Below are 23746 nucleotides of genomic sequence, written 5' to 3'. Positions count from 1 at the left end.
ATGGGGTTAGGTATGCGCTTTCGCGCGTTGGTTACTGTCGTAGGGGTGTTGCTTGCGGCAATGACTTTCAATGCACTGGCGGCCTCACAGGTGAAAAGTGTTCGCCTGTGGCGGGCACCGGATAACACGCGACTGGTATTCGACCTGTCTGGCCCGGTTCAGCACAGCGTCTTCACCCTCACGGCGCCTGATCGCCTGGTGATTGATATCAACGGTGCGACCCTGGCCGCGCCGTTGAAAGTCGCCATGGCCAATACCCCGATTACCGCGATGCGCTCGGCCCAGCGTACGCCGACCGACCTGCGGGTGGTCATCGACCTGAAAAAGGCCGTGACCCCGAAAAGCTTCGTGCTGGCGCCCAACGCGCAGTATGGCAACCGGCTGGTGGTCGACCTGTTCGACAACGCCGCCGATGCCGCGCCGCCGCCTGCGCCAACTCCAAGCGTCGCGACGATACCTGCGGTGCCGGTCAACCAGTCGCAACCCCAGGTCAAATTGCCGCCGCTGCCACCGGCTCCGGCGGGCAAACGTGACATTATCGTGGTCATCGATGCCGGTCACGGCGGCGAAGACCCGGGTGCCTCGGGCTCGCGCGGCCAGCATGAAAAAGACGTAGTACTGGCTATCGCCCGCGAACTGCAGCGCCAGATCAATGGCATGAAAGGCTACCGCGCCGAGCTGACCCGGACCGGCGACTACTTTATTCCGCTGCGTGGCCGTACCGAAATCGCCCGCAAGAAGGGCGCCGACCTGTTCGTCTCGATCCACGCCGACGCCGCACCTTCGGCCGCGGCGTTTGGTGCCTCGGTGTTTGCCCTGTCTGATCGCGGCGCTACGTCCGAGACCGCCCGCTGGCTGGCGGACAGTGAAAACCGTTCCGACTTGATCGGCGGGGCTGGCAACGTATCCCTCGACGACAAGGACAAGATGCTCGCTGGCGTATTGCTCGATCTGTCGATGACTGCCTCGCTGACCTCCAGCCTGAACGTGGGGCAGAAAGTCCTGAGCAACATTGGTCGCGTCACCTCGCTGCACAAACAGCGCGTGGAACAGGCCGGGTTCATGGTGCTCAAGTCGCCGGATATTCCGTCGATCCTGGTGGAAACCGGGTTTATCTCCAACTCCAACGAAGCTTCGAAACTGGCCTCGGCCAGCCACCAGCAGGCGTTGGCGCGGTCCATCAGCGCCGGTGTTCGCCAGTTCTTCCAGCAGAACCCGCCGCCGGGCACTTATATAGCCTGGCTGCGTGACTCCGGGAAAATCGCCCAGGGCCCGCGTGACCATCGCGTGCAGCCGGGCGACACCCTGGCGATGCTGGCGGTGCGCTTCCAGGTGTCAGCGGCAACCTTGCGCAGTGCCAACAACCTCAAGACCGATGAATTGAAGGTCGGCCAGGTGTTGACCATCCCGGGCACTGAACTGGCGGCGCAATAATGAGCGAAACAGTCTTGAGCAATACCTCGCGCATCGAGCTGCTAAGCCCGCGTCTCGCCAACCAGATCGCGGCGGGTGAGGTGGTCGAGCGGCCAGCGTCGGTGATCAAGGAGTTGCTGGAAAACAGTATCGACTCCGGCGCCAGGCGCATTGATGTCGATGTTGAGCAAGGCGGCGTCAAGCTGCTGCGAGTGCGCGACGACGGCAGCGGGATTTCCTCCGATGACCTGCCGCTGGCCCTGGCCCGTCACGCCACCAGCAAGATTCGCGACCTGGAAGACCTGGAACGGGTGATGAGCCTCGGGTTTCGTGGTGAGGCCCTGGCTTCCATCAGCTCGGTGGCTCGCCTGACCCTGACGTCCCGCACCCGCGACGCCGATCAGGCCTGGCAGGTTGAAACCGAAGGCCGCGACATGGCGCCCCGGGTCCAGCCGGCGGCACATCCGGTGGGCACCTCGGTGGAAGTGCGCGACCTGTTCTTCAACACCCCGGCCCGGCGTAAATTCCTCAAGGCCGAAAAAACCGAATTCGATCACCTGCAGGAAGTCATCAAGCGCCTGGCCCTGGCGCGGTTTGATGTGGCTTTCCACCTGCGCCACAACGGCAAGACCATCCTCAGCCTGCACGAGGCCCATGATGATGCGGCCCGTGCGCGGCGTGTCTCGGCCATCTGCGGCGCGGGGTTCCTGGAGCAGGCGCTGCCGATCGAGATCGAACGCAATGGCCTGCGACTGTGGGGTTGGGTGGGTTTGCCGACTTTCTCCCGTAGCCAGGCGGACATGCAGTATTTCTTCGTGAATGGCCGGGCGGTGCGCGACAAGCTGGTGGCCCACGCGGTGCGCCAGGCGTATCGCGACGTGCTGTTCAACGGGCGGCATCCGACGTTTGTGCTGTTTTTCGAGGTCGACCCGTCGGTGGTCGACGTCAACGTGCACCCGACCAAGCACGAAGTGCGCTTCCGTGACGGTCGCATGGTCCACGACTTTCTTTACGGCACCCTGCACCGCGCCTTGGGCGATGTGCGGCCGGATGATCACCTGGCGGCGCCGATTGTCACGGCTGTTGTCCGTCCTTCAGGGCCGGAAGCCGGCGAGTTCGGGCCTCAGGGCGAAATGAGCCTGGCGGCCAACCTGCTGCAATCGCCGCAAGCCCAGCCGAGCTATACCGCACCAGGCTCAGGCGCCGGCGCCGGTTATCAATACCAGTACACCCCGCGTCCGCAATCGGCGGTGCCGGTGGCCGAGGCCCAGGCGGCCTATCGCGAGTTTTTCGCGCCGCTGCCCGGCGCCGAGCCAGGTGCTGCCGCGTTGCCGGAAGGCCAGGGCGACGTGCCGCCGTTGGGTTACGCGCTGGCACAGCTCAAGGGTATCTATATTCTTGCGGAAAACGCCCATGGCCTGGTGTTGGTGGACATGCACGCCGCCCACGAGCGGATCATGTACGAGCGCCTGAAGATCGCCATGGCCAGCGAAGGCCTGAGCGGTCAGCCGCTGCTGGTGCCGGAATCCCTGGCGGTCAGCCAGCGGGAAGCGGATTGCGCCGAAGAGCACGTCAGCGTGTTCCAGAAGCTGGGCTTTGAGTTGCAACGCCTGGGGCCGGAAACCCTCGCTATCCGCCAGATTCCGGCTTTGCTCAAGCAGGCAGAGGCCAACCGGCTGGTGGCCGACGTCCTGGCGGACCTGATGGAATACGGCACCAGTGACCGGATCCAGGCCCACATCAATGAACTGCTCGGCACCATGGCCTGTCACGGCGCCATCCGCGCCAACCGCCGGCTGGCCTTGCCGGAAATGAACGGCCTGCTGCGGGACATGGAAAACACCGAGCGCAGCGGCCAGTGCAACCATGGCCGCCCGACCTGGACCCAGATGGGCCTGGACGACCTGGACAAACTGTTCTTGCGCGGCCGTTGATGAGTGCCTTGCCCCCCGCAATCTTCCTGATGGGCCCGACGGCCGCCGGCAAGACCGACCTGGCCATCGAGCTGACCAAGGTCTTGCCGTGCGAGTTGATCAGTGTCGACTCTGCACTGGTTTACCGGGACATGGACATCGGCACTGCCAAACCTTCAAAAGAGCTGCTGGCCCAGTATCCGCACCGGTTGATCGACATTATTGATCCCAGCGAGAGCTATTCGGCGGCGGATTTTCGCACCGATGCGCTGGCCGCCATGGCCGATATCACCGCGCGGGGCAAGATTCCGCTGCTGGTCGGCGGCACGATGCTCTACTACAAGGCCTTGCAGGAAGGTCTGGCTGATATGCCGCCAGCTGATCCACAGGTGCGCGCCGAACTTGAAGAAGAGGCTGCGCGCCTTGGCTGGCAGGCCTTGCACGATCAGTTGGCCATTGTGGATCCGGTTTCCGCCGCGCGAATTCATCCCAATGACCCCCAGCGCCTGACGCGAGCGTTGGAAGTCTGGCGGGTCAGTGGCCAGACCATGACTGAACACAGGCTGAAACAAACTGCGCAAAGTGCTGAAGCAGGCGCCTCGGGACACTCACAATTGCCCTATACTGTGGCGAATCTGGCCATCGCTCCGACGGATCGCCAGGTGCTGCATGAACGAATTGCACAAAGATTCACAATTATGTTGGAACAGGGGTTTGTGGAGGAGGTCGTAGCACTGCGTTCAAGAGGTGACCTGCATCCAGGGCTGCCTTCGATACGTGCTGTAGGCTACCGCCAAGTCTGGGATCATCTGGATGGCAAGCTGACGTCAGCCGAAATGCAGGAGCGCGGCATCATTGCCACGCGCCAATTGGCGAAGCGTCAGTTCACCTGGTTGCGCAGTTGGAGCGATTTGCACTGGCTGGACAGCCTGGACAGCGACAATCTGTCACGCGCCTTGAAATACTTGGGAACGGTCTCCATATTGAGCTGAGTCCTTGCAATTGCCGTCTATCCTTGGGGGTGTGACGGCCATGAGCTATCTATTTTCCGATTTTTATTATTGATCCTTAAAGGAGTGCGGCACATGTCAAAAGGGCATTCGCTACAAGACCCTTACTTGAATACTTTACGTAAAGAGAAAGTTGGGGTTTCCATCTATCTGGTCAACGGTATCAAGCTGCAAGGTACGATCGAGTCGTTCGACCAGTTCGTGATCCTGCTGAAAAACACCGTAAGCCAAATGGTTTACAAGCACGCTATCTCGACCGTAGTGCCGGTTCGTCCAATTCGTCTGCCTAGCGCAACCGAAGAACAGGGTGACGCCGAGCCTGCACCAGGTAACGCCTGATAGGAGTCTCCTTTGTTCTTTGAGCGCCACGGTGGTGGTGAGCGAGTAATCCTCGTTCACTTGGATGGACAGGACCCTGAGGCGCGCGAAGATCCGCAGGAGTTTCAGGAGTTGGCAAATTCGGCCGGCGCCGAGACCGTCGCGTTTTTTAACGTGCCGCGTCATCGGCCAACCGCCAAATTCCTGATCGGCAGCGGCAAGGTCGAGGAACTGCGCGACCTGGTCCACGCCGAAAAGGCCGATCTGGTGATTTTCAATCACATCCTCACGCCCAGTCAGGAACGTAACCTCGAACGAGTTTTCGAGTGTCGCGTGATCGACCGCACGGGTCTGATTCTCGATATTTTCGCTCAACGCGCCCGTACCCATGAAGGCAAGCTCCAGGTAGAACTGGCCCAGCTTGACCACATGAGCACCCGGCTGGTTCGTGGCTGGACTCACCTTGAGCGCCAGGGTGGCGGCATCGGCATGCGCGGCCCGGGTGAAACCCAGCTGGAAACCGACCGGCGTCTGCTGCGGGTCCGCCTGCGACAGATCAAGGGCCGCCTGGAGAAGGTGCGCAGCCAGCGCGAACAATCGCGACGTGGCCGTATGCGTGCGGATATCCCGACCGTTTCCCTGGTGGGCTATACCAACGCCGGCAAATCCACACTCTTCAACAACGTGACGAAATCGGACGTGTACGCGGCCGACCAACTGTTCGCGACCCTCGACCCGACCTTGCGCCGTCTGGAACTGGACGACCTGGGGCCGATTGTCCTGGCCGATACCGTGGGTTTCATTCGTCACTTGCCCCACAAGCTGGTCGAGGCATTTCGGTCTACGCTCGAAGAGTCGAGCAATTCCGACCTGCTGTTGCACGTGATCGATGCGGCCGAACCGGATCGCATGTTGCAGATTGAACAGGTCATGGTGGTGCTGGGCGAGATTGGTGCCCAGGACTTGCCGATCCTCGAGGTCTATAACAAACTCGATTTGCTTGAAGGCGTTGAGCCACAAATCCAGCGCGACGAAAACGGCAAGCCCCAGCGGGTCTGGCTGTCGGCGCGTGATGGCAGTGGCCTGGAATTGCTTGAACAAGCCATTGCCGAGCTGTTGGGCAGCGATTTGTTCGTCGGCACCTTGCGCTTGCCGCAGCGTTTTGCTCGACTGCGTGCACAGTTTTTCGAGCTGGGCGCGGTACAGAAAGAAGAACACGACGAAGAAGGTGTCAGCTTGCTGGCCGTTCGATTGCCGCGCTCGGAGCTGAATCGGCTGGTCAGCCGTGAAGGCGTTGTGCCGACAGAGTTCATCGAACAACACACTTTGCAATAAAAGCCTGAGAAAGCGGTTGTGCCGCTGTGACAGGCATTCTGTAGCATTGGTCGGCGCGCCGTGGGTGCGTCTTTGCTTTATCAGATGGAGAGCGCTATGGCTTGGAATGAGCCGGGTGGCAACTCGAATAATCAGGATCCTTGGGGTGGTAAACGCCGCAATAATGGCGACCGCAAGGGGCCACCAGATCTCGACGAGGCCTTCCGAAAGCTGCAGGAAAGCCTGAATGGGTTGTTCGGTGGTGGAAAAAAACGTGGTGGTGACGAAGGCGGTCGTACGAGCAAGGGCGGTGGTTACGGCCTGCTCGGCATCGGCCTCGTCGTGCTGGCGGCCGTCTGGCTGTACAGCGCCGTCTATGTGGTGGACGAGCAGGAGCAAGCCGTGGTGCTGCGCTTCGGCAAGTACTACGAGACTGTCGGCCCTGGCCTGAACATCTACTTCCCGCCGATCGACAAGAAGTACATGGAAAACGTCACGCGTGAGCGTGCCTACACCAAGCAGGGCCAGATGCTGACCGAAGACGAGAACATCGTCGAAGTGCCGCTGACCGTGCAGTACAAGATCAGCAACCTGCAGGACTTCGTGCTGAACGTCGACCAGCCGGAGATCAGCCTGCAACATGCGACCGAAAGCGCCCTGCGCCACGTGGTGGGTTCCACCGCAATGGACCAGGTGCTGACTGAAGGCCGTGAATTGATGGCCAGCGAAATCAAGGAGCGCCTGCAACGGTTCCTCGACACGTACCGCACCGGTATCACCGTGACCCAGGTCAACGTACAGAGCGCAGCGGCACCGCGTGAAGTGCAGGAAGCCTTCGATGACGTGATCCGTGCCCGTGAAGACGAGCAGCGTTCGCGCAACCAGGCTGAAACCTACGCCAACGGCGTGGTGCCGGAAGCCCGTGGCCAGGCCCAGCGCATCCTTGAGGATGCCAACGGTTACCGCGACGAAGTGGTCTCCCGCGCCAAGGGTGAGGCAGATCGTTTCACCAAGCTGGTGGCCGAGTACCGCAAGGCACCGGAAGTCACCCGTGAGCGTCTGTACCTGGACACCATGCAGGAAGTCTTCAGCAACACCAGCAAGGTTCTCGTGACCGGCAGCAAGGGCGGGCAGAACAATCTGCTGTACCTGCCGCTGGACAAGATGATCGAAGGTGGTCGTAGCAGCACCAGCGCACCGGCTACCGGTCCCAATGCTGCTGCCAACGAAGCGAGCGCCCGTGCGGCCGCTGACCTGCTGCAACAGCAAACACGTACCAGGGAGAGTCGTTGATGAGCAATAAATCGCTGACCGCCCTGATTGTGGGCGTCGTCGTGGTCATCGCTGCCTGGAACTGCTTCTATATCGTGTCTCAGACCGAGCGCGCGGTGTTGCTGCAATTCGGTCGCGTGGTCCAGGCGGATGTCCAGCCGGGCCTGCATGTGAAAGTCCCCTACGTCAACCAGGTGCGCAAGTTCGACGGCCGCCTGATGACCCTGGATGCACCGACACAACGCTTCCTGACCCTGGAAAAGAAAGCTGTGATGGTTGACGCCTACGCCAAGTGGCGCGTCAAGGATGCCGAGCGCTTCTACACCGCGACCTCCGGCCTCAAGCAGATTGCCGACGAGCGTTTGTCGCGCCGTCTGGAATCGGGCCTGCGTGACCAGTTTGGTAAGCGCACCCTGCACGAGGTGGTATCCGGTGAACGTGACGCGCTGATGGCGGACATCACGCGTTCGTTGAATGCGATGGCGGAAAAAGAGCTGGGCATCGAGGTGATCGATGTTCGGGTCAAGGCCATCGACCTTCCGAAGGAAGTGAACCGCAGCGTGTTCGAGCGTATGAGCACCGAGCGTGAGCGCGAGGCTCGTGAGCACCGCGCCAAGGGTAACGAACTGGCAGAAGGGATCCGCGCGGATGCCGACCGTCAGCGTCGCGTACTGTTGGCTGAAGCCTATCGCGAGTCTGAAGAGGCCCGTGGTGATGGTGATGCTCAAGCCGCTTCGATCTACGCCAAGGCCTATGGCCAGGATCAGGAGTTCTACGCGTTCTACCGTAGCCTGCGTGCCTACCGTGAAAGCTTCGCGAACAAAACCGACGTCATGGTGCTGGACCCAAGTAGCGATTTCTTCCGCTACCTGGAAAAGTCCAAGTAACCCGCATGTAGTCTGAGAATCACTCCGTCGGGCGGCTAAAATGCCGGGCGGGGTGATCCTTTCAGAAAACGGGTGTATGATGCGGCAGCCGGGAAATTCCCGGCTTTTTTGCGTCTGCATGTTTGATTGTGGTTTTGCTCCGCAGGCGCCACAGGTTTTTCGAGGAAAGTGCCCGACGAGGCCGATTGTTGGTCGTTCGTCACGTCGCTCTTGCGCGTGGTTTATGCAGGGGCCGGGTATTTTCTGCTTCACTCAAGGCTCGCCCGAGGGCTGGCCGCCCGGATCATAGGGGAATGGCGTAATGGCAACGGTAGACCGCTGGCTGCTGCCAGATGGCATCGAAGAAGTACTGCCACCAGAAGCTGCGCGCATTGAAATCGCGCGCCGCCAGGTGTTGGATCTGTTCCAGAGCTGGGGTTACGAGTTTGTCGTGACTCCGCATATCGAGTACCTGGAATCCCTGCTGACCGGCGCGGGCCAGGACCTGGATCTGCGCACCTTCAAGGTCATCGACCCGCAATCGGGCCGGCAAATGGGCTTTCGTGCCGACATCACGCCGCAAGTAGCGCGCATTGATGCGCACACCCTGCGTCGCGAAGGGCCAAGCCGCCTGTGCTACGCCGGCAGCGTGCTGCATGCGCAACCGCGTGCGTTGTCGTCGTCCCGCAGCCCGATCCAGTTGGGCGCCGAGTTGTACGGTGATGCGAGCCCGAGCAGCGACGTGGAAGTCATCAGCCTGATGCTGGCCATGCTGCAATTGGCCGATGTGCCGGATGTGCACATGGACCTTGGGCATGTCGGTATCTACCGCGGCCTGGCCCGTGCGGCCGGCTTGTCGGGTGAAGTGGAACAACAGTTGTTCGATGCCTTGCAGCGCAAGGCCATCGATGAAGTGATTGCCCTGACGGCGAGCGTGCCTGCCGACCTGGCCGGCATGCTGCGTGCGCTGGTGGATCTGTGTGGCGGCCGTGAAGTACTGACCGCCGCCCGTGATCGCCTGGCGAATGCGCCGGCTGATGTATTGGCGGCCCTGGACGATGTGCTGGCGATTGCCGAGCAGTTGTCTGCGCGCTTCCCGCAGTTGCCGCTGTATTTTGATTTGGGTGAGTTGCGCGGCTACCACTACCACACCGGTGTGGTGTTCGCGGTGTTTGTCCCGGGTGTTGGCCAGGCCATCGCCCAGGGCGGTCGTTACGACGATATCGGCGCCGACTTCGGTCGCGCTCGTCCGGCGACCGGTTTTTCCACCGATTTGAAGACCCTGGTGACCCTGGGGCGTGCTGAGGTCGAACTGCCGTCTGGCGGTATCTGGATGCCCGACAGTACGGACGCAGCACTCTGGCAGCAGGTTTGCCAGTTGCGCAGTGAGGGTCAGCGTGTGGTCCAGGCCTTGCCTGGGCAGCCATTGGCCGCCGCCCGTGAAGCGGACTGCGACCGGCAATTGATTCAGCAGAACGGGCTTTGGCAAGTATCGCCACTGGCTTCTTGAGTTTTCCTGCCGGCCACTGCCGGCACCAAGTTTGCGCGAATGAGGACAAGTGTTATGGGTAAGAATGTCGTAGTCCTGGGCACCCAATGGGGTGATGAGGGCAAAGGCAAGATCGTTGATCTGCTGACCGAACATGCTGCCGCCGTAGTGCGCTACCAAGGTGGCCACAACGCTGGCCACACCCTGGTCATCGATGGCGAAAAAACCGTCTTGCACCTGATCCCGTCGGGTGTACTGCGCGAAGGCGTGCAGTGCCTGATCGGCAACGGCGTGGTGGTTGCACCTGACGCCCTGTTGCGCGAGATCACCAAGCTGGAAGAGAAAGGCGTGCCAGTGCGCGAGCGCCTGCGTATCAGCCCTTCCTGCCCGCTGATCCTGTCCTTCCACGTTGCGCTGGACCAGGCCCGTGAAAAGGCCCGTGGCGAGCTGAAGATCGGCACGACCGGTCGCGGCATCGGCCCGGCCTACGAAGACAAGGTTGCACGTCGTGGCCTGCGTGTGGGCGACCTGCTCAACATGCCGCGCTTTGAAGACAAGCTGCGTGAACTGGTGGATTACCACAACTTCATGCTGGTGGGTTACTACAAAGAGCCGGCCATCGAGTTTGAAAAGACCCTGGCCGAGTGCAAGGAATACGCCGAGCTGCTCAAGCCGCTGATGCTGGACGTGACTGCCGAGCTGCACGACCTGCGTCGCGCCGGCAAAGACATCATGTTCGAAGGCGCCCAGGGCTCGTTGCTGGACATCGACCACGGCACCTACCCGTACGTCACCAGTTCCAACACCACCGCTGGCGGCGTTGCGACGGGTTCGGGCGTTGGCCCGATGTTCCTGGACTACATCCTCGGCATCACCAAGGCATACACCACGCGTGTAGGTTCGGGTCCATTCCCGACTGAACTGTTCGACGACGTCGGCGCGCACCTGGCCAAACAAGGCCACGAGTTCGGCGCGACGACCGGCCGTGCCCGCCGTTGTGGCTGGTTCGACGCCGTTATCCTGCGTCGCGCTATCGATGTGAACAGCATCTCGGGCATCTGCCTGACCAAGCTGGACGTACTCGACGGCCTGGAAACCATCAACATCTGCATCGGCTACAAGGATGCGGAAGGCAAGGACGTTGCCCCGACTGACGCGGACAGCTACGTAGGCCTGCAGCCTGTGTACGAAGAAGTGCCAGGCTGGACCGAATCGACCGTGGGCGCCAAGACCCTGGAAGAACTGCCAGCCAACGCTCGTGCTTACATCAAGCGCGTTGAAGAGCTGATCGGTGCGCCAATCGACATTATTTCGACGGGCCCGGACCGCAACGAGACCATCGTTCTGCGTCACCCGTTCGCTTAATAAGCTGTTGATGTAAAAAGCAAAGGGCTCCTTCGGGAGCCCTTTGTCGTTTCCGCCTGGTAAACGGCACGACCCTTGCTATGGTTCTTTCTTTCGCGGTGCTATCAAATTAATGGCACCCGTGGTGGAGGGATTCCCAGTGTCTGCCGTTCTCTCATTGTTACAAAGCCGGCTGTTGCGGCCGGTGTTCGTTACCCTAGGTATCGCTCTTTTGGTGCAAGTACTGGTGGCCGTCGCCCTGACGCGAAGCACCGTCACTGCATTGGAAGCTGATTTGGGCAATCGCCTGGGCGTCGACAGCCAGAAACTGTCCGGCGAGTTGGCGCAAGCCGGCAAGGAAGTGACATCCAGCCTGGACAGTCTGTCTTCCAGCACGCGCCAGCGTCTGACGGCGGGGCTTTCCACGCGCCTGCAGGAAGAGCAGAAGCAACTGCGTGCGACCCTGGAAAAAGACCTGCAGGACTCTGCCAATGACATGGCGCAACTGCTCGCCTCGGTGGCGCCGCGCGCCATGTGGGACAGCGACGTGCCGACGCTGTCTGAGTTTGCCCGCAGAGCCCAGCGCAATCCCAACGTGTTGTTTGTGGTGTATGACGACGCGGCTGGCGAGCACCTGACCCGTTACCTCAACCGTGAGAACCCGATCAACCAGGCGCTGCTGGAAAAGGGCAAGGGCGAACGTGCCCTGGATAAAGTGCTGGATGCGGCGAAGAATGATCCCTCGGTGTTCTACGTCGAAGCGTCCATCAGCCCCAATGGCGTAGAGATCGGCAAGGTCCGCATGGGGGTTTCGACTGCCTCGGTCGAGGCTGACCTGGCCGCGCTGGACAAGCGTTTTGCTGCACTGATTGCCAGCGGTGACCAGTTGGTGGGCGACAGCCTCAAGGGTGCCGCGGCTGACAGCGCGGCGGCCATGGGCGCGCGTTTGCAGTCGGCGCAAGCCACCGCCACCCAGATGACCGCCAATACCACCAGCGCCGTGCAAGAGGCGGCGGGCACCTTGCGCTGGCGCATCGGCATGGGCCTGGCGGTGGTAGGTTTTGGTGTATTGCTGTTGATTGCTGTAGTGCTCGGCCGTCGGGTGGTCAATCGCCTGAAGCTGCTGATTGCAGCGATGGACGATCTGGCGGCAGGCGAGGGCGACCTGACCAAGCGTGTGCAAATCAACAGCCGGGACGAAATCGGCGACATGGCCTCGGCGGTCAATCGCTTTGTGGATAAGTTGCAGCCGATCGTGCGTGAAGCCGGTGATGTGGCCCAGCGTACCGGTGTGGAAATCGGCGCGATGACCCTGCGCAATGCGGGTGCCGATGCGGCCGCCGGCTTGCAGCGTGATGAGGTTGCCGAAAGCCTGCGGGCGCTGTCGCAAATGGCGGATGAGGCCCAGGCGGAAAGCCATGCGATGCAGGCGGCCTTGCAGCAGGTGGTGGATATTCGCCAGGCGACTGATGAAAATTCCCGCACTTCAGCCGAAGTCGGCAGCTTGATCGAGGCGTTGGCGGGGCAGGTGCAGGCCGGTTCCAAGGTGATCGAGCGGCTGGCGCAGCAGAGCGAGCAGATCGAGGTGGTGTTAACGGTGATCCACGGGATTGCCGAGCAAACCAACCTGCTGGCGCTCAACGCGGCTATTGAGGCGGCGCGAGCCGGTGAGACCGGGCGCGGCTTTGCGGTCGTGGCGGACGAGGTTCGCGCCCTGGCCAGTAAAACCCAGAGTTCTACCGGCGACATCCAGGCCCACATCGTGGCCTTGCAGCAAGGCGCCCGTGAGGCTGTGGAAACCATCGGCAAGGCCGGGCGCCAGGCCAGCGAAGGTTTGCTGGTATTACGCGACAGCGTGCGCCTGCAGCAGTCGGTGCAGGCCTCGGTGGAGCAGGTGCATGCAGCGATTGGCCTGGCGACGCGGGCGGCTGAGCATCAGGCGCAGGGTGCGCATGCGGTGCGTGGGCGAGTCGAGATCATTCATGCCCAGGCTGAGCGAGCGGCGCAGGCGGTGGTAGAGACTACAGCCAGTGGCAAAGTGCTGGATGGGTTGGCTGCGCAGTTGAAGGCGAGCTTGGGGCAGTTCCGGGCTTGATGTCGCCTGGTGCGGCCCTTTCGCGAGCAAGCCCGCTCCCACATTCGACCGAGTTCCACTTCTGGAATGCGAGCAAATGTGGGAGCGGGCTTGCTCGCGAAAGCAATTTCAGCGGCTCAGGTACATCCGCGTCGTAAGCAAATACACCGGCAGTCCCGACACCAAAATCAACAATGCCGCATAGGGCGCCGCTGCCGCGAATTCCACATTCGAGGTGTGCGCCCACACGGCAGTTGCCAAGGTGTTCAGCCCGGTAGGACTAAGCAGCAATGTCGCCGTCAATTCCTTCATCGCATCCAGGAATACCAGCGCAAACGCCGCCCCCAATGCCGGGAAAATAATCGGCAGCGTCACCCGGCAAAACGCACTGAACGACGACGCGCCCAGCGTTCTCGCCGCCTCTTCCAGCTGTGGTGCTGCCTTGTTCAGCGCCGTGCGGATCGGCGCCTGGGCCAGGGGCAAAAACAGCAGCGCATAAGCGATCAGCAGCAACGCCGACGTTTGATACAGCGCCGGCACGTAATGCAGGGCGAAATACACCAGTGTCAGCGCAATCACCAGGCCGGGCAGGGCGTGCAGCAGGTACGGCAGGCGCTCGGCCCACAGTGCGAGCTGGCCCTTGTAGCGCACCACCAGCAAGCCCACCGGCACGGCAAACAACAGGCAAAGCGCGGCGCCGCCCAGGGATAGCGCCAACGAAGAAAGCAGCGCCTCGCTGATCTCGGCTATCGGAAATGCCGCCGAACTGCCCACTGCCAGCCAATAACCGAGCATGCCCAGTGGAATGCCGCTGCCGATGATCGCCAGGAGCAGGCAATACAGCTGCCCCAGCGCCGCCCATTTGCCGAGTCGAACCTGTTCGGCATGCCGCGCCGCGCCCTGGCCGGTACGCACGTGTCGGCCCTTGCCGCGCACCCGCAGCTCCAGCCAGAGCAGCGTCAGGCACATCACCAGCAGCACCGCCGAGAGCATCGCCGCATTGGCGTTGCTGAACTCCAGCTCGAATTGCTGGTAGATCGCGGTGGTAAACGTCTGCAAGCCGATGATCGACAGCGCGCCGAACTCCACCAGCATATGCAGGGCAATCAACAGTGCCCCGGCCAGCAGCGACGGCCACAGCAGCGGCAAGGTGATGCGAAAGAATACGCCCCAGCGATTCAGTCCGAGGGTGCGGGCCGATTCTTCCAGGGATGGATCAAGATTGCGCAGGGTTGCCGCCACCGGCAGAAACACCAGTGGGTATTTGGACAGGGTCATCACCAGGATCGCTCCGCCCAACCCTTCAAAGTTGGCGCTTAACGAAACCCAGGTAAAGCTGCTGACAAACGCTGGCACCGCGAACGGCAGGCACAGGATCACTCCCCAGATCCGCCGCCCCGGCAGGTTGCTGCGTTCCAGCAGCCAGGCCAGGGACAAGCCGATCACGCCGCAGGCCACGGTGACGCCGACCATCAGCGCCAGGGTGTTGCGCAGCAACCCGAATACATAGGGTCGCCACAGCAAACGCACCGCCTCGGCCCATCCTGCCTGCCAGGCCTTGAGGCCGACATATGCCAGCGGCAACAGGCTCAGGCCTACCAGCAGCAGGACTGGTAGCAGCAACCAGATCGAAGGGCGTTTGCGTCTCGGCGTAAAACCCCCGCGCAAGGCGGGGGCGGGGAGCGATGGGTTCATCAGTTCAAGCCAACGTCACGTTCCAGTTCCAGGGCTTCTTCGGCGTTGCCCAGGTCGGCAGGGGTGACTTTCGGCGGTTGCAGCTCGCTGAAAGGCTTGAGTCCGCGGTTGGATTCCATGCCCTTGCGCAGCGGGTATTCGGCGGAAGTGTTGGTGATCACCCGCTGGCCTTCTTCGCTGGCCATGAATGCCAGCAGTTGCTGGGCTTCCTTTGGATGCTTGCTGGATTTCAGTGCAGCCGCGGCAGACACGGTGATCAGGCCACCGGCATCGCCGTTGGTGAAGTAGTGCAGCTGCGAATCCAGGTTGGTTTTTTCTTTCTTCAGGGCGAACCAGTAGTAGTTGTTCACCAGCACGGTGGCGACTTCGCCATTTTCCACGGCCTTGAGCGCAACCATGTTGTTGCTGTAGACCTTGCCGAAAGCGCGCAGGCCGGTCAGCCACTCTTCAGCCGCTTCGCGACCGTGCAGCTTGATGATCGCTACGGCTTGTTCCTGGAACGCGCCGCTGGTGGGCACGAAACCGACCTTGCCTTGCCACTCGGGCCCGGCGAAATCCAGTACCGACTTGGGCAGGTCTTTCTCGGCGATCAGCTTCGGGTTGAAGGCCACGACGCGGGTGCGTGCGGTTACGCCCATCCAGGCGCCGTTGGCGGCCACGTATTCCTTCGGCAGGACGTCGAGGGTGCTGGCGTCGATGGTTGCCAGCAGGCCTTGCTCGCCGAGTTTATTCAGCGGCGGCGATTCTTCGGTGTAGATCACGTCGGCAGGGGAGCGGTCACCTTCTTCGACGACCTGGCTGGCCAGCTGGTTGCTGCTGCCCTTGCGCACATTGACGTGGATGCCGGTCTTGGCTTCGAAGGCCTTGGCAAGTTCATCGCCGACCTCCTTGTGTTGGCCGTTGTACAAGGTCAGTGCAACCTTGTCGGCAGAATAGGCAGCGGGCGAGAGCAGGGTCAGGCCGAGCAGAGTGATGGTCAGGCCACGCAGAAGGGATGTCTTGAGACGGGTATCGCGGATCATCATCCGGGGTTTTCCTCACTTGAGTGCAACAAATCCTTACAAGGATAAACGATAAAACTTCTCAAGTGCGGACGAGGGGGGAAATCACCGGTCAGGTTTTCAAACCCCGGAAACGAAAAAACCCGCTTTCGCGGGTTTGATCTGAATTTGGTGCCCAGGAGAAGACTCGAACTTCCACGACCTTGCGATCACCAGCACCTGAAGCTGGCGTGTCTACCAATTTCACCACCTGGGCATTATCAACGCTTGCGCTGTTGATGGAGCGAACTATACGGAGGGCTTTTTGATCTGTAAACCCCTGATTCAAAAATATAAATCAAGATTCTTGTTAAAAATCAAAGGCCTGAAACGCAAAAACCCGCTTTCGCGGGTTTTTGGAGACTCAAGGCATAACCTTGAGTTTGAAATTGGTGCCCAGGAGAAGACTCGAACTTCCACGACCTTGCGATCACCAGCACCTGAAGCTGGCGTGTCTACCAATTTCACCACCTGGGCAGCATCAACAACGTTGCCGTCGTCGATGGCGCGCACTATACGGAGGCTATTTTGAGCTGTAAAGCCCTGCCATGAAAAAAGTCTGGAATATTTCGCCGACGGTCGCGCAAGGTGCATTCCAAGGGCTACAAAGTGCTTTTACGGGCTTGTTGACACCTGAAATTTCCCGTTTCAATACGCGTATGCCAAACTAACCCGCATATAGACAAGGTGAAAACTCTCTAATGGCCGATTGGCAGTCCCTCGATCCCGAGGCCGCTCGTGAAGCGGAAAAATATGAAAACCCTATTCCTAGCCGCGAACTGATCCTGGCGCACCTCGCCGATCGGGGTTCGCCTGCTAGCCGCGAGCAGCTGGTTGAAGAGTTCGGTCTGACCACCGAAGACCAACTCGAGGCCCTGCGTCGTCGCCTGCGCGCCATGGAGCGCGATGCCCAGTTGATCTACACCCGCCGCGGCACCTACGCGCCGGTGGACAAGCTCGACCTGATCCTCGGCCGCATCGCCGGCCACCGTGACGGTTTCGGCTTCCTGATCCCGGACGATGGCAGCGACGACCTGTTCATGAGCCCGGCGCAAATGCGCCTGGTGTTTGATGGCGACCGTGCCCTGGCCCGCGTTTCCGGCCTCGACCGTCGCGGTCGCCGTGAAGGCGTGATCGTCGAAGTGGTGTCCCGTGCCCACGAGTCCATCGTCGGCCGTTACTTCGAAGAAGGCGGCATCGGCTTCGTGGTGCCGGATAACCCCAAGGTCCAGCAGGAAGTGCTGATCACCCCGGGGCGCAATGGCGCCGCCAAAGTGGGCCAGTTCGTCGAGGTGAAAATCACCCACTGGCCCACTGCGCGCTTCCAGCCACAGGGCGATATCGTTGAAGTGGTCGGCAACTACATGGCGCCGGGCATGGAGATCGATGTTGCGCTGCGCACCTACGATATCCCTCACGTCTGGCCTGAGGCTGTGCTCAAAGAAGCCGCCAAGCTCAAGCCGGAAGTCGAAGAAAAAGACAAAGAGAAGCGCATCGACCTGCGTCATCTACCGTTCGTCACCATTGACGGCGAAGATGCTCGCGACTTCGACGATGCGGTCTACTGCGAAGCCAAGCCTGGCAAACTGCGCCTGTTCTCCGGCGGCTGGAAGTTGTTCGTCGCGATTGCCGACGTGTCCAGCTACGTGAAGATCGGTTCGGCCCTGGACAACGAAGCCCAGGTGCGCGGCAACTCGGTGTACTTCCCCGAGCGCGTCATCCCGATGCTGCCTGAGCAGCTGTCCAACGGCCTGTGCTCCCTGAACCCGAAAGTCGACCGTTTGGCCATGGTGTGCGAGATGACCATCTCGAAAACCGGCGAAATGACCGACTACCAGTTCTACGAAGCGGTGATTCACTCCCAGGCGCGCCTGACCTACAACAAGGTCAGCACCATCCTGGAACAGCCGAAAACCAGCGAAGCCAAGGCCCTGCGCGGTGAGTACGGGCATGTCGTGCCGCACCTCAAGCAGCTCTACGCGCTGTACAAGGTGCTGTTGGGCGCTCGTCACGTGCGTGGCGCGATCGACTTTGAAACTCAGGAAACCCGGATTGTCTTCGGTTCCGAGCGCAAGATCGCCGCGATCACCCCGACCACGCGCAACGATGCTCACAAGCTGATCGAGGAGTGCATGCTGGCGGCCAACGTGGCCACCGCAGAATTCCTCAAAAAGCACGAGATTCCTGCGTTGTACCGGGTGCACGACGGCCCGCCGCCGGAGCGTCTGGAGAAGCTGCGCGCGTTCCTCGGTGAACTCGGCCTGTCCCTGCACAAAGGCAAGGACGGCCCGACGCCGAAGGACTACCAGGCTCTGCTTGCGAGCATCAAGGACCGTCCGGATTACCACGTGATCCAGACCGTTATGCTGCGCTCCCTGAGCCAGGCGGTGTACAGCGCTGATAACCAGGGCCACTTCGGCCTGAATTACGAGGCGTACACCCACTTCACCTCGCCGATTCGCCGTTACCCGGACTTGCTCACGCACCGGGCGATCCGCAGCGTGATCCATTCCAAGCAGAACACCCCGCACGTCAAGCGCGCCGGTGCCATGACCATTCCGAAGGCACGGATCTATCCGTACGACGAAGCGGCCCTGGAACAGTTGGGCGAGCAGTGCTCCATGAGCGAGCGCCGTGCCGACGAAGCCACCCGCGACGTAGTGAACTGGCTCAAGTGCGAGTTCATGAAAGACCGCGTGGGCGAGTCGTTCCCGGGTGTGATCACTGCCGTGACCGGTTTTGGTTTGTTCGTCGAGCTGACCGACATCTACGTCGAGGGCCTGGTGCACGTCACCGCCTTGCCGGGTGACTACTACCACTTCGACCCTGTGCATCACCGCCTGGCGGGCGAGCGCACCGGTCGCAGCTTCCGTCTGGGCGATACCGTTGAAGTGCAGGTCATGCGCGTCGACCTCGACGAGCGCAAGATCGATTTCGGCATGCCTGACAAGCCGGCTGAACCGACTGGCCGTAAAAAACGTGGCAGCGAAACTGCAGCCCCGGCCAGCAAAGGCAAAGGCGCTCCTGCGAAAGCGGCGGTCGCCGAGCCTGCGCCAGCCAAGCCTGCGCGTCGTTCGTCTGCCAAGGACAAGGCCCCCGAAGCCTACCGCCCTAGCGATGCCGCGGCGAAAAACGCCGAGCTGCGCAAGAGCCGCGAGTTGAAGCAGCAGTTGCTCAACGAAGCCAAAAGCGGTGGTAAAGCGGCGTCTGGGGGAAAGTCCCGCGAGGCGGAAAAGCCGTCGAGCAAGCCGAGTAAACACCGTAAAGGCCCGCCAAAAGCGGGTTCGGCCCCCGCGAAAAGCGGCGGGTCGCGCAAACCTAAGGCCAAGTCATGAGTCTGGAAAAAATCTACGGCGTGCACGCCGTAGAAGCATTGCTGCGTCACCACCCGAAACGCGTCAAGCAGGTGTGGTTGGCAGAAGGCCGCAGTGAGCCGCGTGTTCAAGCGCTGGTCGAACTGGCCAATCAGAACAAAGTTGCCATCGGCCAGGCCGAGCGGCGCGAGATGGACGTCTGGGTCGAAGGCGTTCACCAGGGCGTGGTAGCCGACGTCAGTCCAAGCCAGGTCTGGGGCGAAGCGATGCTCGACGAGCTGCTCGACCGCACCGAAGGCGCACCGCTGTTGCTGGTGCTCGACGGCGTGACCGATCCGCACAACCTCGGCGCCTGCCTGCGTTCGGCGGATGCCGCCGGTGCGTTGGCGGTGATCGTGCCTAAAGACAAGTCGGCAACCTTGACGCCTGTAGTGCGTAAAGTCGCCTGCGGTGCGGCGGAAGTGATTCCGTTGGTGGCCGTGACCAACCTGGCGCGTACCCTCGAGAAACTCCAGCAGCGCGGCCTGTGGGTTGTGGGTACGGCGGGGGAGGCTGAGGTCAGCATTTATGACCAGGACCTCACCGGCCCGACCATCCTGATCATGGGTGCCGAAGGCAAGGGCATGCGCCGCCTGACCCGCGAGCATTGCGATTACCTGGTGCACCTGCCGATGGCCGGTAGCGTCAGCAGCCTCAACGTTTCAGTCGCAACGGGCGTCTGCCTGTTCGAAGCCCAGCGCCAGCGCGGCGCCAAGGCTAAAGCCAAGAAATAACCAAGTCTGGCGCAGGTCAAAATGTGGGAGGGGGCTTGCTCCCGAATACGGTGTATCAGTCAGTGCATTTGGTGACTGGCACATCGCTTTCGGGAGCAAGCCCCCTCCCACATTTGTTTTTGTGGTGTATGGGGGCTGTTCAAATAATCACCAATCACCTTGCGCCCTTTCTCCCCCTTCTCTACAATTGCGCCCCTTGCCTTCATGGCAGGCACGCATGTGCCTCCCTTCGGCAAGATCCATAAGTGTCATTCACTCCTTGTCTGACCGTTTTTGAGCGGCAGGCTACAACCCGTAAGGAGCATTCATGCGTCATTACGAAATCATCTTTTTGGTCCACCCGGATCAAAGCGAGCAAGTCGGCGGCATGGTAGAGCGTTACACCAAGCTGATCGAAGAAGACGGCGGCAAAATCCACCGTCTGGAAGATTGGGGCCGTCGTCAACTGGCCTACGCAATCAACAATGTTCACAAGGCTCACTACGTGATGCTGAACGTTGAGTGCACTGGCAAGGCCCTGGCCGAGCTGGAAGACAACTTCCGCTACAACGATGCAGTGATCCGTAACCTGGTCATCCGTCGCGAAGAAGCCGTTACCGGCCAATCCGAGATGCTCAAGGCTGAAGAAAACCGCAGTGAGCGCCGTGAGCGTCGCGACCGTCCTGAGCACGAAGGCGCTGAAAGCGCTGATAGTGATGACAGCGACAACAGCGATAACGCTGACGAGTAATCCACGGACCTTTTAAGGAGCCTATCAAATGGCACGTTTCTTCCGTCGTCGTAAATTCTGCCGCTTCACCGCTGAAGACGTGAAGGAGATCGATTACAAAGATCTCAACACTCTGAAAGCCTACGTATCCGAGACCGGCAAAATTGTTCCAAGCCGCATCACCGGTACCAAAGCTCGTTATCAGCGTCAGCTGGCCACCGCTATCAAGCGCGCCCGCTTCCTGGCCCTGCTGGCCTACACCGACAGCCACGGCCGCTGAGACCGGGCAGTCGACAAGTAGTAAGGGATTGAATGCATGCGCGCCTTAGCTGAGTTCATCATGCGCGGTCGTGTGCAGGCCACTCTGGTAGTGGCTGGATGTGCAGCATTGCCGTTGTTGTATTGGTTGGGTGCTGCCGCGGGTTGCCTTGTGCTTCTGCGGCGCGGTTTGAAGGACGCCCTTGGCGTTCTTGCCCTGGGAATACTGCCGGCCTTGGTCTGGTGGTTGAAATTCGATGATCCACGGGTACTTCTGGTACTGCTCGGTTCATCGACCCTTGCGTTGGTTTTGCGCGCAAGTGAGTCCTGGGTCCGTACGCTGCTGGTCAGCGTGGCATTGGGGTTGGTGTATTCACTGGCGCTTGGCGCGGCTTTCCGCCCGCAAATCGAGGCGCTGGCGCAGGAGATCATCAAGATCCTGCCGCTGGCCCTCGGGGATCTCTACCAGCAGTTATCGGTAGAGGAGCGAGCGCGCTTTGCGTCAGTGGTTGCACCGATGCTTACCGGCCTGATAGCGGCACTGTTGCAGATTGTCAGCTTGCTGAGCCTGATTCTTGGGCGTTACTGGCAGGCGTTGTTGTATAACCCGGGTGGTTTTGGTCGCGAGTTTCGCAGTATCAGAATCCCCGCTGGACCGGCGATGTTGCTGCTGGCGTTCATGGTGGTCGGGCCGACTTTTGGCCTGGCGCTGTTGGTGCCGTTGTGCAGCGTACCGCTGGTATTCGCCGGCCTGTCCCTGATTCATGGGCTGGTGGCGCAAAAGCGACTGGGCAGATTCTGGCTGGTGGGGTTGTACGTGACGCTGTTGCTGTTCATGCAGCTGATCTATCCGTTACTCGTGGTCTTGGCCATTGTCGACGGCCTGATTGATTTTCGCGGTCGTCTGGCGCCGAAAGACGCCGATAACGCGAACGGTGAAGGTTAAAAGTTAGAGGATTTTCACATGCAACTGATCCTTCTGGAAAAAGTCGCCAACCTGGGCAACCTGGGCGACAAAGTGAACGTTAAGGCCGGCTACGGTCGTAACTACCTGCTGCCATACGGCAAAGCCACCGCTGCAACCGCTGCCAACCTGGCTGCGTTTGAAGAGCGTCGTGCTGAGCTGGAAAAAGCAGCAGCAGACAAAAAAGCTTCGGCCGAAACTCGCGCTGCCCAACTGGCTGAGCTGGAAGTGACTATCACTGCCACCGCCGGTGACGAAGGCAAGCTGTTCGGTTCGATCGGCACCCACGACATCGCTGATGCACTGACCGCCTCCGGCGTTGAAGTGCAGAAGAGCGAAGTTCGTCTGCCGAACGGCACCATCCGCAACGTTGGCGAATTCGATGTAGCCGTGCACCTGCACGCTGAAGTCGAGGCAACCGTACGCGTTGTTGTGGTAGCAGCTTAAGCAACACCTAACTGACTGGCACCTCGCGTGCCAGGCAGTTAACATCGGGCACGATCCTGTTCACAGGTCGTGCCTTTTGTTTTTCTGTAGCTCCTGATTCTCCAACTATTCCAAGTGGCCATGAACGATATCTCCGCTCCTGAGCAATATGACCTGCAAACCGCTGCCCTGAAGGTGCCGCCGCATTCCATCGAGGCCGAACAGGCCGTGCTCGGTGGCTTGATGCTGGACAACAACGCCTGGGAGCGCGTGCTGGATCAAGTCTCGGACGGCGATTTCTACCGTCATGACCACCGCCTGATCTTCCGCGCCATTGCCAAGCTGGCCGACCAGAACTCACCGATCGACGTGGTGACCCTGGCCGAGCAGTTGGACAAGGAAGGCCAGACGTCCCAAGTGGGCGGCCTGGGTTACCTGGGCGAGCTGGCGAAAAACACGCCATCGGTCGCCAACATCAAGGCGTATGCGCAGATCGTCCGTGCGCGGGCCACGTTGCGCCAGTTGATCGGCATCGCCACCGAGATCGCCGACAGCGCGTTCAACCCGGAAGGCCGCACTGCCGAAGAGATTCTCGACGAAGCCGAACGGCAGATCTTCCAGATCGCCGAGGCCCGGCCGAAAACCGGCGGCCCGGTCAGCGTCAACGACTTGCTGACCAAGGCCATCGACCGTATCGACACCTTGTTCAACACCGACAACGCCATCACCGGCCTGTCCACCGGCTACACCGACCTCGACGGCATGACCAGCGGCCTGCAGCCAGCCGACTTGATCATCGTCGCCGGCCGTCCGTCCATGGGTAAAACCACCTTCGCCATGAACCTGGTGGAAAACGCCGTGTTGCGCAGCGACAAGGCCGTACTGGTTTACTCCCTGGAGATGCCAGGCGAATCGCTGATCATGCGTATGTTGTCGTCCCTGGGCCGCATCGACCAGACCAAGGTGCGTGCCGGCCGCCTGGAAGACGACGACTGGCCGCGGCTGACCTCGGCGGTCAACCTGCTAAACGATCGCAAGCTGTTTATCGATGACACCGCGGGCATCAGCCCGTCGGAAATGCGCGCGCGTACCCGACGCCTGGTGCGTGAGCACGGCGATATTGCCCTGATCATGATCGACTACCTGCAGTTGATGCAGATCCCGGGCTCCAGCGGTGACAGCCGGACCAACGAGATTTCCGAGATTTCCCGCTCGTTGAAAGCCCTGGCCAAGGAATTCAACTGCCCGGTGGTTGCCCTGTCGCAGCTCAACCGATCTCTTGAGCAGCGTCCGAACAAACGCCCGATCAACTCCGACTTGCGGGAATCCGGAGCGATCGAGCAGGATGCTGACGTGATCATGTTCGTATACCGGGACGAGGTGTATCACCCGGAGACCGAGCATAAAGGCATCGCTGAAATCATTATCGGTAAACAGCGTAACGGGCCAATCGGCACCACGCGCCTGGCCTTCATCGGTAAATACACCCGCTTCGAGAACCTGGCGCCGGGCAGCTATAACTTCGAAGACGAGTAAAAGCGCTGCCCGCCAATT

19 protein-coding genes and 2 tRNA genes are annotated in these 23746 nt (G+C 60.8%); 17 read left to right on the top strand and 4 right to left on the bottom strand.

Translation table 11 applies throughout. From position 1 onward, the window contains the following. The 10 genes from HX815_RS17895 (at nucleotide 1) to HX815_RS17850 (ending at nucleotide 13034) form a co-directional block, all read left to right on the top strand. Nucleotides 1–1434: an N-acetylmuramoyl-L-alanine amidase gene (locus tag HX815_RS17895; RefSeq protein WP_202948682.1), complete on the top strand. Its 1434-nt coding sequence runs from the start codon at nucleotides 1–3 to the stop codon at nucleotides 1432–1434. 14 nt (nucleotides 1435–1448) lie between these two features. After that, nucleotides 1449–3347 (top strand): DNA mismatch repair endonuclease MutL, encoded by a 1899-nt coding sequence (gene mutL, locus HX815_RS17890; RefSeq protein ID WP_173883027.1) that lies wholly within the window; start codon nucleotides 1449–1451, stop codon nucleotides 3345–3347. After that, complete coding sequence (miaA, locus tag HX815_RS17885; protein WP_177028648.1) at nucleotides 3347–4318, top strand: tRNA (adenosine(37)-N6)-dimethylallyltransferase MiaA; 972 nt, start codon at nucleotides 3347–3349, stop codon at nucleotides 4316–4318. Before mutL ends, miaA begins: the two co-directional genes overlap by 1 nt. 93 nt (nucleotides 4319–4411) lie before the next feature. After that, nucleotides 4412–4675 carry an RNA chaperone Hfq gene (gene hfq / locus HX815_RS17880; RefSeq protein WP_003217515.1) on the top strand — a complete coding sequence of 88 codons (264 nt, stop codon included), beginning with the start codon at nucleotides 4412–4414 and terminating at the stop codon, nucleotides 4673–4675. Between the two features lie 12 nt (nucleotides 4676–4687). After that, entirely contained in the window at nucleotides 4688–5989 is a 1302-nt protein-coding gene (gene hflX, locus HX815_RS17875; RefSeq protein ID WP_003217514.1) for a ribosome rescue GTPase HflX, read from the top strand. A 96-nt stretch (nucleotides 5990–6085) separates the two neighbouring features. After that, nucleotides 6086–7261, top strand: a complete 1176-nt coding sequence (gene hflK, locus HX815_RS17870) for an FtsH protease activity modulator HflK (protein ID WP_177028647.1) — start codon at nucleotides 6086–6088, stop codon at nucleotides 7259–7261. Beyond that, a complete protein-coding gene (hflC, locus tag HX815_RS17865) occupies nucleotides 7261–8127 on the top strand; it encodes a protease modulator HflC (RefSeq protein WP_003217510.1) in 867 nt (288 codons plus the stop codon). Before hflK ends, hflC begins: the two co-directional genes overlap by 1 nt. Before the next feature lie 301 nt (nucleotides 8128–8428). Beyond that, entirely contained in the window at nucleotides 8429–9616 is a 1188-nt protein-coding gene (locus HX815_RS17860) for an ATP phosphoribosyltransferase regulatory subunit (protein ID WP_177028646.1), read from the top strand. A gap of 54 nt (nucleotides 9617–9670) precedes the next feature. Next, complete coding sequence (locus tag HX815_RS17855; protein ID WP_003217505.1) at nucleotides 9671–10960, top strand: adenylosuccinate synthase; 1290 nt, start codon at nucleotides 9671–9673, stop codon at nucleotides 10958–10960. Between the two features lie 139 nt (nucleotides 10961–11099). After that, a complete protein-coding gene (locus HX815_RS17850; RefSeq protein ID WP_008439098.1) occupies nucleotides 11100–13034 on the top strand; it encodes a methyl-accepting chemotaxis protein in 1935 nt (644 codons plus the stop codon). Nucleotides 13035–13142: 108 nt separating this feature from the next. Here the strand turns inward: HX815_RS17850 and HX815_RS17845 are convergent, their stop codons facing one another. From HX815_RS17845 to HX815_RS17830, 4 genes are all read right to left on the bottom strand, one after another. After that, nucleotides 13143–14708 (bottom strand): iron ABC transporter permease, encoded by a 1566-nt coding sequence (locus HX815_RS17845; protein WP_177028645.1) that lies wholly within the window; start codon nucleotides 14706–14708, stop codon nucleotides 13143–13145. Further along, nucleotides 14708–15733 carry an extracellular solute-binding protein gene (locus tag HX815_RS17840; protein WP_008439094.1) on the bottom strand — a complete coding sequence of 342 codons (1026 nt, stop codon included), beginning with the start codon at nucleotides 15731–15733 and terminating at the stop codon, nucleotides 14708–14710. The genes HX815_RS17845 and HX815_RS17840 overlap by 1 nt, the downstream gene beginning before the upstream one ends. A gap of 145 nt (nucleotides 15734–15878) precedes the next feature. Next, nucleotides 15879–15965 (bottom strand) — tRNA-Leu (locus HX815_RS17835). 173 nt (nucleotides 15966–16138) lie between these two features. Continuing rightward, a tRNA-Leu gene (locus tag HX815_RS17830) sits at nucleotides 16139–16225 on the bottom strand. A gap of 224 nt (nucleotides 16226–16449) precedes the next feature. Between HX815_RS17830 and rnr the strand changes: the two genes are divergently transcribed. From rnr to dnaB, 7 genes are all read left to right on the top strand, one after another. Beyond that, nucleotides 16450–19083: a ribonuclease R gene (rnr, locus tag HX815_RS17825; RefSeq protein ID WP_003217496.1), complete on the top strand. Its 2634-nt coding sequence runs from the start codon at nucleotides 16450–16452 to the stop codon at nucleotides 19081–19083. Further along, on the top strand, nucleotides 19080–19835 hold the full coding sequence (gene rlmB / locus HX815_RS17820; RefSeq protein ID WP_003217493.1) for a 23S rRNA (guanosine(2251)-2'-O)-methyltransferase RlmB: 756 nt from the start codon (nucleotides 19080–19082) through the stop codon (nucleotides 19833–19835). The genes rnr and rlmB overlap by 4 nt, the downstream gene beginning before the upstream one ends. 307 nt (nucleotides 19836–20142) lie before the next feature. After that, a complete protein-coding gene (rpsF, locus tag HX815_RS17815) occupies nucleotides 20143–20565 on the top strand; it encodes a 30S ribosomal protein S6 (protein WP_003217491.1) in 423 nt (140 codons plus the stop codon). A 28-nt stretch (nucleotides 20566–20593) separates the two neighbouring features. Further along, nucleotides 20594–20824 (top strand): 30S ribosomal protein S18, encoded by a 231-nt coding sequence (gene rpsR / locus HX815_RS17810; protein ID WP_002551829.1) that lies wholly within the window; start codon nucleotides 20594–20596, stop codon nucleotides 20822–20824. A gap of 36 nt (nucleotides 20825–20860) precedes the next feature. Next, nucleotides 20861–21748 carry a hypothetical protein gene (locus HX815_RS17805; RefSeq protein WP_003217488.1) on the top strand — a complete coding sequence of 296 codons (888 nt, stop codon included), beginning with the start codon at nucleotides 20861–20863 and terminating at the stop codon, nucleotides 21746–21748. 18 nt (nucleotides 21749–21766) lie between these two features. Further along, on the top strand, nucleotides 21767–22213 hold the full coding sequence (rplI, locus tag HX815_RS17800) for a 50S ribosomal protein L9 (protein ID WP_003171376.1): 447 nt from the start codon (nucleotides 21767–21769) through the stop codon (nucleotides 22211–22213). Nucleotides 22214–22333: 120 nt separating this feature from the next. Beyond that, complete coding sequence (dnaB, locus tag HX815_RS17795) at nucleotides 22334–23728, top strand: replicative DNA helicase (RefSeq protein WP_003217484.1); 1395 nt, start codon at nucleotides 22334–22336, stop codon at nucleotides 23726–23728. Nucleotides 23729–23746 lie beyond the last annotated feature (18 nt).

Source organism: Pseudomonas sp. E6002 (assembly GCF_013385565.1).
In the GTDB taxonomy this organism is placed as follows: Bacteria; Pseudomonadota; Gammaproteobacteria; order Pseudomonadales; family Pseudomonadaceae; genus Aquipseudomonas.
Note: the sequence above shows the minus strand (reverse complement) of the source record. Positions and strands in the feature narration are given on the sequence as shown.